Source organism: Streptomyces sp. TRM49041 (assembly GCF_008271805.1).
Lineage (GTDB): Bacteria > Actinomycetota > Actinomycetes > Streptomycetales > Streptomycetaceae > Streptomyces.
The window spans coordinates 25,266-35,798 of the sequence record NZ_VSRY01000163.1 but is presented as its reverse complement, the minus strand read 5'-3'; the positions used below and the strand labels follow the sequence as shown (position 1 = coordinate 35,798).

Sequence of the window (10,533 nt, the reverse complement as noted above, 5' to 3'; positions counted from 1 at the left end):
ACTACCTCACGAAAATCAACCCGCCAACCACTGAAACCTGAAATAGACTTAGTCTCGCCATTTCCGGCGCAGGACACTAGCGTACGTGCCGACCGCCGAAGTATCCGCGCACGACGTGGGGGTTGGCGTTGTCGGCGGTGGAAGAACCGTCGGGTTTCGGCGGCGAGTTCGGACTGTTCCTTGCCCGGTGGGTGTGGGGCAGGCTGCGTTTGAGGTAGGCGTTCACCGGACTTGACCTGGACCGATGCCACCATGCCGACACTCCGGAACCACTAGAACGGAGTGTTGGGAGACATCGAGGGCAACGAGTTCTGCGTGGAGCGCGGCGCAGCGGAGCGCGAGGCGACGGCCGGCGTCTGAGCCGGCGCGGGCCCGTGCCGCACGCCTGGCGCGTGGCCTGCCCGGCGTCGGCCGCGCGCCCTCAGTCGCCGGCGGGGACGGCGGCGCGCAGGACCTGCTGCCTGCACCACGCCGGGGTGCCCCAGGCGTCGCGGAGCGGGCGGGCCTTGCGGAGCCAGAGCGCCAGGTCCAGCTCGTCCGTGTAGCCGATGGCGCCGTGCAGTTGCAGGGCCGTCCGTGCCGCCACGTACGCCGCCTCGCCCGCCGCCACCTTCGCGGCCGCCACATCGGCGGTGCGCAGCGTCAGCGCGGCACCCCACACCAGCGGCCGCGCGAACTCCAGACCCAGCAGCGCGTCCGCCAGCCGGTGCTTGACCGCCTGGAAGGAGCCGACCGGCACCCCGAACTGGTGGCGCTGCCGCACATACGCCACCGTCCGGTCCAGCAGCGCGCACCCCACGCCCAGCGACTGCGCCGCCGTCGCCAGCGCCGCGCGCTCCGCCGCGCACCGGCCCGCCCGCGCCACCCGGTCACCGGCCGCCAGCAGCTCCCCGCCGGGCGCGGGCCTGGCCAGGCGCCGCACCGGGTCGGCGGACGCCCGCACCGGACCGTGCCCGGGTGCCACCCGCAGTTCGTCGCCCCGCTCCCCGCCCACCACCAGGACCACGTCGGCCACATCGGCGTCCAGCGCGTACCCGCCCGTCTCCGGCGCGGCCAGCGTCGCCGTCACCTCGCCGGACGCGATGCCCGGCAGCAGCCGCTTCGCGGGCGCGTCGTCGCCCAGCTCCGCGAGCCGGGTGAGCAGCTCCGCGGCCGCGACGGTCTCCACGACCGGGCCGGGCACCGCGTGCCGCCCCACCTCCTCGCACGCCAGGGCCACCTCGACCGGGTGGACTCCCACACCCTCGTACGCCTCCGGCACCGCCAGCGCGAACACCCCCGCCACGGCCAGCCTGGCCCGCACGGCCCGCCCCTGGCCCGGCTCCCCGGCGGCCCAGGCACGCGCCGCCGACGGGCTGTCCGCGGCGGTCAGCATCGCGTTCAGCGAGCGGACGAAGTCACGCTGCTCCACAGTCGGCTGGAAACGCATCAGCGGCGGCCTCTCGGCAGGCCGAGCAGCCGCTCGGCGACGATGTCGCGCTGGATCTCGTTCGTGCCGGCGTAGACGGGGCCCGCCAGCGCGAACGTGTACCCCTCCGCCCACGCCCCGTCCGCGAACTCGCCCTCCTCGCCGAGGATGTCGAGGGCCGTCTGGTGCAGGGCGATGTCGTACTCGGACCAGAAGAGCTTGTTCAGGCTGGACACGGCGGCGGGCGGACCGTCCGGCGCAGTGGCACAGGCCAGCGTGAACAACTGGTACGCCCGCGCCCCGATCACCGCGTCCGCCACCCGGTCCCCGGCCCCCCGGTCCGCGCCCCGCGCCCGCCACAGCCGTACGAGCCGGTCGGCGGCGGCCAGGAAACGGCCGGGGGAGCGGAGCGTCAGCCCGCGCTCATGGCCGGTCGCCGACATCGCGATCCGCCAGCCGTCCCCCGGCTCACCGATCACGTCCTCGTCCGGCACGAACACCTCGTCCAGCAGCAGTTCCGCGAAGGCGGGCCTGCCGTCCAGCCGCCCCACGGGCCGCACGGTCACCCCCGGCGCGCGCAGGTCGAACATCAGATAGGTCAGCCCCTGGTGCGGCCGGGCCGCTCCCGGGGCCGTACGGAACAGTCCGAAGGCCCGGTCGGCGAACGCGGCCCGCGACGACCACGTCTTGTGGCCGCTCAGCAGCCACCCGCCGCCGGTGCGCACCGCGCGGGACCGCAGGGACGCCAGGTCCGAGCCGGACTCGGGCTCCGACCAGGCCTGCGCCCAGACCGCCGCGCCGACCGCCATCGGCGGCAGGATCCGGGCGCGCTGCTCCTCCGTGCCGTGTTCGAACAGGGTGGGCGCGAGGAGGTGGACGCCGTTCTGCGCGACCCGGCGCGGCGCGCCCGCCGCGTAGTACTCCTCCTCGAAGACCAGCCACTCGACGAGCCCGGCGCCCCGCCCGCCGTACCGCTCCGGCCACGCCACCACCGACCACCGCCCGGCGCCCAGCTCCGCCTCCCAGGCGCGGTGCGCGGCGAAGCCCTCCTCCGTCTCCAGGGACGGCAGCGGCCGCTCCGGTACATGGGCGGCCAGCCAGGCGCGGGCCTCGGCCCGGAAGGCGTCCTGTGCGGCCGTGTACTCCAGGTCCATGGTGCGGCACCTCCCGCGTCGGCGACGCCCGAGCCTTCCCTAACAAGCGTTTGGCAGGCTAGCGTACGGTCATGCGCAGGGTCGAGCCTCCGTACGTACCCGGACACGGGCTGCTGGACGGCCGCACCGCCGTCGTCACCGCCGCCGCGGGAACCGGCATCGGCGGCGCCACCGCCCGCCGCCTCCTCGAAGAGGGCGCCCGGGTGGTGGTCAGTGACGCCCACACCCGCCGCCTGGAGGAGACCGCCGAGGCCCTCGCCGCCGAGTTCGGCGCCGACGCCGTCGCCGCCCGGCCCTGCGACGTCACCGAAGAGCCCCAGGTCCGGGACCTCTTCGCATACGCGGTACGGCTCCACGGCCGCCTGGACGTCGTCGTCAACAACGCCGGCCTCGGTGGCACCGCACTGGTCGCCGACATGACCGACGACCAGTGGGACCAGGTCCTCGGCATCACCCTCACCGGCACCTTCCGCTGCGTACGGGCCGCCCTGCGGCACTTCAGGGACGCGGACACGGGCGGCGTCGTGGTCAACAACGCCTCCGTCTCCGGCTGGCGCGCCCAGGCCGGGCAGGCCCACTACGCCGCCGCCAAGGCGGGCGTCATGGCACTCACCCGCTGCGCGGCGGCCGAGGCGGCCCCGTACGGTGTGCGCGTCAACGCCGTCGCACCGAGCCTCGCGATGCACCCGCACCTGGTGAAGGTCACCTCGGCCGGGCTGCTGGAGGAGCTCACCGCGCGCGAGGCGTTCGGGCGGTCCGCCGAGCCGTGGGAGGTCGCCAACGTCATCGTCTTCCTGGCCAGCGGCTACGCCTCGTACATGACCGGCGAGACCGTCTCGGTCAGCAGCCAGCACCCGTAGGGCGGCGGCGACAATGGATCCCGTGCCGAACAGGAAGAAGACCGACGTGACCACCTCCGAACCCCCGGTCGAGCGCCGCACCGAGATCCTCGCCGCGGCCGCGCGGGTGTTCGCCGCCCAGGGGTACAACGCCACCACCGTCCGCCAGGTCGCGGACGCCGCCGGGATGCTCGCCGGCAGCCTCTACTACCACTTCGACTCCAAGGAGTCGATGGTCGACGAGATCCTCTCCGGATTCCTCGACGAGCTGTGGACCGGCTACGACACGGTCCTCGCCGCCGGGCTCGGCCCCAGGGAGACCGTCGAGGCGCTCGTCACCGAGTCGTTCCGGGAGATCGACCGGCACCACGCCGCCGTCGCGATCTACCAGAAGGAGGCCCGCCACCTGGCGGCGCTGCCCCGCTTCGGCTACCTCACCGACTCGCAGCGGAGGTTCGAGAAGACCTGGCTCGGCACACTGGAGCGCGGGGTCGCCGAGCAGGTGTTCCGCGCGGACCTCGACGTCCGCCTCACCTACCGGTTCGTCCGCGACACGGTCTGGGTGGCCGCCTCCTGGTACCGGCCGGGGGGCCTGCACAGCCCGGAGGAGATCGCCCGCCAGTACCTGTCGATGGTCCTGGACGGGATCGCCGTACGCAGCTGACCGCACATCCACCGAGGGAGTCGTCATGGCCGAGGCATACATCGTCGAAGCGGTCCGCACCCCGGTCGGCCGGCGCGGGGGAGGGCTCGGCGCCGTCCACCCGGCGGACCTGGGCGCACACGTCCTCCGGGAGCTGATGGCCCGCTCCGGTGCCGACCCGGCCGCCGTCGAGGACGTCGTCTTCGGCTGTCTGGACACGGTCGGCCCGCAGGCCGGCGACATCGCCCGTACGGCCTGGCTGGCGGCCGGGCTCCCCGAGGAGGTCCCGGGCGTCACCGTCGACCGGCAGTGCGGCTCCTCGCAGCAGGCCGTGCACTTCGCGGCGCAGGCCGTCCTGTCCGGCACCCAGGACCTGGTGGTGGCGGGAGGCACGCAGAACATGACGATGGTGCCCATCGGCTACGCGTCCCGGCAGGCCGCCGTCCCGCTGGGCCTGACCGACGGCCCGTTCGCGGGCTCGGCGGGCTGGCGGGCCCGCTACGGCGACGCACCCGTCCACCAGTTCCACGGCGCCGAGCGGATCGCGCGCGAGTGGGGCATCACCCGCCGCGACCAGGAGGAGTACGCCCTGGAGTCGCACCGCAGGGCGGTCCGCGCGCTCGACGAGGGCCGCTTCGCGCGGGAGACCGCGCCGTACGGGGACGTCACGGCCGACGAGGGACCGCGCCGGGACACGACCCTGGAGCGGATGGCCGCCCTGAAGCCCGTCCTGGAGGGCGGCACCGTCACCGCCGCCTGCTCGTCCCAGGTGTCCGACGGCGCGGCCGCCCTGCTCCTGGCGAGCGAACACGCCGTCGCCACGCACGGGCTGACACCCCGCGCCCGCGTCCACCATCTGTCGGTACGCGGGGAGGACCCCATCCGGATGCTCACCGCGCCCATACCGGCAACCGCGCACGCCCTGAAGAAGACCGGCCTGACGATCGACGCCATGGACCTCGTCGAGATCAACGAGGCGTTCGCCCCGGTCGTCCTCGCCTGGCTCAAGGAGACCGGCGCCGACCCTGCCCGCGTCAACGTCAACGGCGGCGCCATCGCCCTCGGCCACCCGCTCGGCGCGACCGGCGCCCGGCTGATGACCACGCTCCTCCACGAACTGGAGCGCACCGGAGGGCGGTACGGCCTCCAGACCATGTGCGAGGGCGGCGGCCAGGCGAATGTGACCGTCATCGAGCGCCTGTAGCCCACCCGTAGCCGCCCGCGGCTACGGGTGGCCGCCCGCGGGCCCCGCGCCCCCGCCACGGCCGCCCGGGGCGTCCGGAGCGTCGGCGGTCAGCCGGAGCCGTCCGGCAGGACGGCCAGCACCCGGTCCGCTTCGGACATGATCCGCGCCACCAGCTCGGCGCAGCCCGGCAGGTCGTCGATCACCCCGGCCACCTGCCCCGACGCCATCACGCCCAGATCCGTACGGCCCTCCACCATCGCCGCCCGCAGCAGCATCGGCGTGTTCGCGGCGAGCAGCATCTGACTCCACGACAGGCCGTGGCCGCCGCCGCGCCGCAGGGCGAGGCCGTCCCGTGCCATGGCCCGCCACGACAGCCCGGACAGCCGCCGGAACGCCGCCGCGTGCCGGACGGCCCGTACGAACGCCCGCGCGCGCCCGGACGACTCCAGCGCGGCCACGAGGTCCGTCCGCAGCATCCGGTGCGGCAGCCCGTCCACCGCGCGCGTCACCGTCACGTCCCGCACCGTCGCCGCCAGGTACGCGGCCTTCACCGCGTCCGGCACCGGCGAGTCGGACGTCAGCAGGAACCGGGTTCCCATGGCGACGCCCGCCGCGCCGTACGCCAGCGCCGCGACCAGCCCCCGCCCGTCGTGGAACCCGCCCGCCGCGACCACCGGCACGGGCACCGCGTCCACCACCTGCGGCAGCAGGACGGACGTGGCGACCTCGCCGGTGTGGCCGCCGCCCTCGCCGCCCTGCACGATCACCGCGTCGGCGCCCCACGCGACGACCTTCTCGGCGTGCCGGCGCGCCCCGACGGACGGGATGACGACGACCCCCGCGTCCCTCAGCTCGGCGATCAGCTCCCGGGACGGCGCGAGCGCGAAGGACGCCACGCGGACGCCCTCCTCCACGATGATCCGCACCCGTTCGCGCGCGTCCGCCGCGTCGGCCCGCAGGTTGACCCCGAACGGCGCGTCCGTACGGGACCTCACCTCCCGCACCGCATCGCGCAGCCGCCCGGGCGTCATGGTCGCCGACGCCAGGATGCCGAGCGCCCCCGCGCGCGCGGTGGCGGTCACCAGCCGGGGTCCGGCCACCCACCCCATGCCGGTCTGCACGATCGGGTGGCGCACCCCTGTCAGCCGCGTCAGCGGGGTCTCCATCTCAGGACCCTCCCGACGCCGAGTCCGCCGAGTCCGCCGAGTCCGACACCGGGTCCGACACGGGCCCCGACGCACGCACCTCGCGCTCCCGCGCGCCCGCCGGGTCGAGGACCTCGCGGATCAGCCGCAGCTCGGCGGCGGTCGGGTCGCGGGTGTACGGCACGTCGTCGCCGACCGCGAGCGGGAACCCGGTCGCGGCGGCGACCCGCTCGACGGTGACGCCCGGGTGCAGCGAGGCGAGCCGCATCGTACGGTCCGGGGTCGCGAAGTCGAACACGCCCAGGTCGCTGACCACCCGCACGATCCGGTGGAACCGTTCCGCCCCGGCCGGCACCCGGTCGTACCCCACCCCGCACACCATGTCGACGCGCTCGACGAACACCCGCGGCGCGTGCCGGGGGATCCAGTAACTCACCGGGTGATTGAGGGAGTTCACGGGCGCGCCGCGCACGCCGAGCAGCTGCCGGGCCGGCCGGGTCCAGTCGCCGACGCACGAGATGTTCTGGTTGCCGTACCGGTCGAGCTGGCTCGCGCCCATCATCACGTGCCGTTTGCCGCCCATGACGAGGGCGAGATGCGCGCGGTACGGCAGCCAGCCCTCCGGCGTCGTCCCGTCGGTGCCGACGAGCGTCGCCTCGCCGTCGGTCAGCAGCAGATCGGGGGAGAAGGTGCGGCGGGCGAGCCGGGCGCCCAGCGACGGGATCAGCCCCATGGGGGCGGCGAGGATCTCGCCTGCGCCGCGCCAGACCTCGGCGCAGGCGACGACGCAGTACTCCGCGCGCGTGGCCGCGGTCATCGCTCCGCCCCCTGCTGCCGCGCGTGCTCCTCGTGCCATGTCCGGACGGCCCTCCGGTAGTCGTATTCGCCCGCCCCGCCGAGGAAGCGGGCGGCGAAGTCGTCCCACGGCGTGGTCGCGTACAGCCGCTGGAACGCCTCGTCGCGCGCGTGGTCCGGGGCGCAGGAAGTGAAGTGCGCGCCGCCCGGCGCCTCGACGACCCCGGTCACGTCGAGCCTCGACACCAGCAGGGTCTGGAGCGGCGCGTCCTTCGTGAGCTCGGCGGTCCCGACGAGCCGCTCGCAGGACAGGTACGCGGTGTCGGCGGCCCTGCAGAACAGGTCGTCGAAGTACGGGTCCGGCCCCAGGTACTGGCCGTTGCCGAGCCGGTCGGCGCGGTTGAGGTGCACGAACGCGGCGTCCATGCGCAGGGCGGGCACCGCGGCGAACTCCTCCCCGTCGGCGTACGGCGAGGTCACCGTCCGCAGCCCGGTACCGAGCCGCATCACGTCCGAGCCCAGCCCGGCCCGCACGGGCAGGAACGGCAGCCGGTGCGCGGCCGCGTGCAGCCCCCACATGAACATGGCCTCGTCCAGCTCCGTCATGCCGAGGGCGCCGCGTTCGCGGGCCGCCCGGAAGTGGGGTTCGAGGGGGATGGAGTCCAGGGTGGCGAAGGGCGCCACCAGGTGGCGGATCCGTCCGGCGGCGGCGAGCAGACCGACGTCGGGGCCGCCGCACGAGACGACCGTCAGGTCGCCGATCCCGGACCGGAGCACCGCCCTGATCAGGGCCATCGGCTTGCGTCGGGAGCCCCAGCCGCCGATGCCGAGGGTCATGCCGCTGCGCAGCCGCCCGATGACACCGTCGAGGGACATGACCTTGTCGCCCATCACTGTCCCTCCGCCTCGAAGGTGTCCCGGACCCGTTCGGTGACGCCGCCGAGGCCGGCCTCGAAGGTGAAGCCCTGCTCGAAGCGGTAGCTGCGGTGTACGTCGACGGGGTCGATGCCGTTGAGGGCCGCCTTGGCGAGGCGCAGCAGAGTGCCGTCCCGGGCGGCGATCTCGTGCGCGAGGCAGAGGGCCTCGTGCCGCAGCGCGTCACGAGGGACGACCTTCCAGACGGCGCCGTGGGCGTGCAGTTCGGCGGCGGTGACGGTGCGGCAGGTGTAGTACAGGGTCCGCAGCAGGTGCTGGGGGACGAGCCGGGCCAGGTGGGTGGCCGCGCCGAGGGCTCCCCGGTCGAGTTCGGGCAGTCCGAACACGGCGTCCTCGGAGGCGACGATCGCGTCGGCGTTGCCGACGAGCCCGATGCCGCCGCCCAGGCAGTGGCCGTGCACGGCCGCGACGACGGGCACCTCGCACGCGTAGACCGCCGAGAACGCCTCCGCACAGCCGTGGTTGGCGCCGAGCAGCGCTCCGTGCCCGTCGCGCCGCAGCTCCTTGATGTCGACACCGGCGTTGAAGCCGCGGCCCGTCGCGGTGAGCACGACACAGCGGACATCCGGGTCGCGCCCGGCCGCGCGGACCGCGTCGGCGAGGGCGTACCAGCCGCGCACGGGCAGGGCGTTGACGGGTGGGAAGTCGACGGTGACGACGCACACGCCGGCGTTCGGGTCGGAGGTGCAGACAGCCATGGGCGGATCAGCTACCTTTCCACCAAACGTTTGTTAGGTATGGGGAAGGTAGCAGCGGATGGAGCTGGACGGGAGGGTCACCGTCGTCACCGGCGGCACACGCGGCGTCGGCGCGGGTATCGCCCGGGCCTTCCTCGCGGCGGGCGCGCGGGTGGTGGTCTGCGCCCGCCGCCCGCCGGAGGCGCCCGTCGCCGCGGCGGGCCGCACGGCCGAGTACCGGCCGGTCGACCTCCGCGAGACGTCGGCCGTCGAGTCGTTCTTCGCCGAGGCGGTGGCCGACTGCGGCCGCCTCGACGTGCTGGTGAACAACGCGGGCGGAACGCCGTACCGGCCGCTGGCCGACGCGGACCCCGAGCGCCACGCCCGGGTGCTCGCGCTGAACCTGACCGCGCCGCTGGCGGCGTCCCTCGCCGCGTACCCGTACCTGCGCGCCTCGGGCGGCGGCTCCGTCGTGATGATCGGCAGCGTCAGCGGGACCCGCCCCTCGCCCGGCACGGCGGCGTACGGCGCGGCCAAGGCCGGTCTGGAGAATCTCGCGCGCTCGATGGCCGTGGAGTGGGCGCCGGACGTGCGCGTCAACACGCTCGTGGCCGGAATGGTCGCCACGGAGAGGGCCGCAGTCCACTACGACGCCGTCGGCGGGGCCGACACGGTGGCCCGTACGGTGCCGCTGGGCCGGCTGGCGGAGCCGGCCGACATCGGGCACGCGGCGGTCTTCCTGGCGTCGGAGCGGGCCGCGTACATCAGCGGGGCGTCGCTGCTGGTGCACGGCGGAGGAGAGCCCCCACTTCTCAGCAGGGAGCTGTGAGATGACCGGACTCTGCCAGGACCGGGTGGTCGCCGTGACGGGCGCCGGACGCGGCCTGGGCCGCGCGCACGCCCTCGCCTTCGCCGCCGAGGGCGCCCGTGTCGTCGTCAACGACCTGGGCGTGGCCCTCGACGGCACGCGCGGCGGCCCGGAGAGTCGCCCCGCCGCCGAACAAATCGCCGCCGAGATCCGCGCGGTGGGCGGCGAGGCGGTCGCACACCGCGGGGACATCGCCACCACCGACGGCGCCGCGTCCCTTGTGGCGACCGCCCTCGACGCGTACGGCCGGCTCGACACGCTGGTCAACAACGCGGGCTTCCTGCGCGACCGGATGCTCGTCAACCTGGACGAGGACGACTGGGACGACGTCGTACGCGTCCACCTCAAGGGCCACTTCCTGCCACTCAAGCAGGCCGCCGCGCACTGGCGGGCCGAGTCCAAGGCGGGCCGCACGCCCCGGGCCCGGGTCGTCAACACCACTTCGGGCGCCGGTCTGCTGGGCAGCGTCGGCCAGGCCAACTACGCGGCCGCCAAGGCCGGCATCGTCGCCCTCACCCTCGTCGCGGCCGCCGAACTCGCCCCGTACGGCGTCCACGTCAACGCCCTCGCCCCGGCGGCCCGCACACGAATGACGGAGCACACCTTCGCGGCGACGATGGCCGCGCCGCCCGGCGGCTTCGACGCGATGGCCCCCGAGAACGTCTCACCCCTCGTCGTCTGGCTCGGCTCGGCCGCGGGCCCCGGCGTCACGGGCCGCGTCTTCGAGGCGGAGGGGGGCCGGATCACGGTCATGGACGGCTGGCGGCGGGGCCCCACGGCCGACCGGCAGACCCGCCTCACCGCGCGGGAGGCCGGGGTCACGGCCCTGGAGCTCCTGTCCCGGGCCGACCCGCCGCTCCCGGCCTACGGTCGGCGGTAGGG

General features: G+C 74.9%; 11 protein-coding genes. 5 read left to right on the top strand and 6 right to left on the bottom strand.

Features of this window, described 5'->3' with window-relative positions:
• Positions 1 to 421 precede the first annotated feature (421 nt).
• Together FVS66_RS27765 and FVS66_RS27760 are read right to left on the bottom strand one after the other, a co-directional pair.
• Positions 422 to 1,429, bottom strand: a complete 1,008-nt coding sequence (locus FVS66_RS27765; protein ID WP_149183982.1) for an acyl-CoA dehydrogenase family protein — start codon at positions 1,427 to 1,429, stop codon at positions 422 to 424.
• Positions 1,429 to 2,562, bottom strand: coding sequence for an acyl-CoA dehydrogenase family protein (locus FVS66_RS27760; protein ID WP_149183981.1), 1,134 nt, complete (start codon positions 2,560 to 2,562; stop codon positions 1,429 to 1,431). Before FVS66_RS27760 ends, FVS66_RS27765 begins: the two co-directional genes overlap by 1 nt.
• Before the next feature lie 71 nt (positions 2,563 to 2,633).
• Here FVS66_RS27760 and FVS66_RS27755 point away from each other — a divergent pair, with 71 nt between their 5' ends.
• Genes FVS66_RS27755 through FVS66_RS27745 form a run of 3 tightly spaced genes read left to right on the top strand, consistent with a single transcriptional unit; the run spans position 2,634 to position 5,248 of the window.
• Positions 2,634 to 3,422 (top strand): SDR family oxidoreductase, encoded by a 789-nt coding sequence (locus FVS66_RS27755; RefSeq protein WP_149183980.1) that lies wholly within the window; start codon positions 2,634 to 2,636, stop codon positions 3,420 to 3,422.
• Positions 3,423 to 3,435: 13 nt separating this feature from the next.
• A complete protein-coding gene (locus tag FVS66_RS27750) occupies positions 3,436 to 4,065 on the top strand; it encodes a TetR/AcrR family transcriptional regulator (protein WP_187645719.1) in 630 nt (209 codons plus the stop codon).
• Positions 4,066 to 4,090: 25 nt separating this feature from the next.
• Complete coding sequence (locus FVS66_RS27745) at positions 4,091 to 5,248, top strand: acetyl-CoA C-acetyltransferase (protein ID WP_149183978.1); 1,158 nt, start codon at positions 4,091 to 4,093, stop codon at positions 5,246 to 5,248.
• An 89-nt stretch (positions 5,249 to 5,337) separates the two neighbouring features.
• Here the strand turns inward: FVS66_RS27745 and FVS66_RS27740 are convergent, their stop codons facing one another.
• From FVS66_RS27740 to FVS66_RS27725, 4 genes are read right to left on the bottom strand one after another with little or no spacing between them, the layout of a single operon-like run.
• On the bottom strand, positions 5,338 to 6,396 hold the full coding sequence (locus FVS66_RS27740; RefSeq protein WP_149183977.1) for a nitronate monooxygenase: 1,059 nt from the start codon (positions 6,394 to 6,396) through the stop codon (positions 5,338 to 5,340).
• A gap of 1 nt (position 6,397) precedes the next feature.
• Positions 6,398 to 7,192, bottom strand: a complete 795-nt coding sequence (locus FVS66_RS27735; RefSeq protein WP_187645718.1) for a CoA-transferase — start codon at positions 7,190 to 7,192, stop codon at positions 6,398 to 6,400.
• Positions 7,189 to 8,061 carry a CoA-transferase gene (locus FVS66_RS27730; RefSeq protein WP_149183975.1) on the bottom strand — a complete coding sequence of 291 codons (873 nt, stop codon included), beginning with the start codon at positions 8,059 to 8,061 and terminating at the stop codon, positions 7,189 to 7,191. The genes FVS66_RS27735 and FVS66_RS27730 overlap by 4 nt, the downstream gene beginning before the upstream one ends.
• Complete coding sequence (locus tag FVS66_RS27725) at positions 8,061 to 8,804, bottom strand: enoyl-CoA hydratase family protein (RefSeq protein WP_149183974.1); 744 nt, start codon at positions 8,802 to 8,804, stop codon at positions 8,061 to 8,063. The genes FVS66_RS27730 and FVS66_RS27725 overlap by 1 nt, the downstream gene beginning before the upstream one ends.
• A gap of 58 nt (positions 8,805 to 8,862) precedes the next feature.
• Here FVS66_RS27725 and FVS66_RS27720 point away from each other — a divergent pair, with 58 nt between their 5' ends.
• Together FVS66_RS27720 and FVS66_RS27715 are read left to right on the top strand one after the other, a co-directional pair.
• The gene (locus FVS66_RS27720) at positions 8,863 to 9,612 is read left to right on the top strand and encodes an SDR family oxidoreductase (protein ID WP_149183973.1); all 750 of its coding nucleotides are present in this window, start codon (positions 8,863 to 8,865) and stop codon (positions 9,610 to 9,612) included.
• 1 nt (position 9,613) lies between these two features.
• Entirely contained in the window at positions 9,614 to 10,531 is a 918-nt protein-coding gene (locus FVS66_RS27715) for an SDR family oxidoreductase (RefSeq protein ID WP_149183972.1), read from the top strand.
• Positions 10,532 to 10,533: the final 2 nt, after the last annotated feature.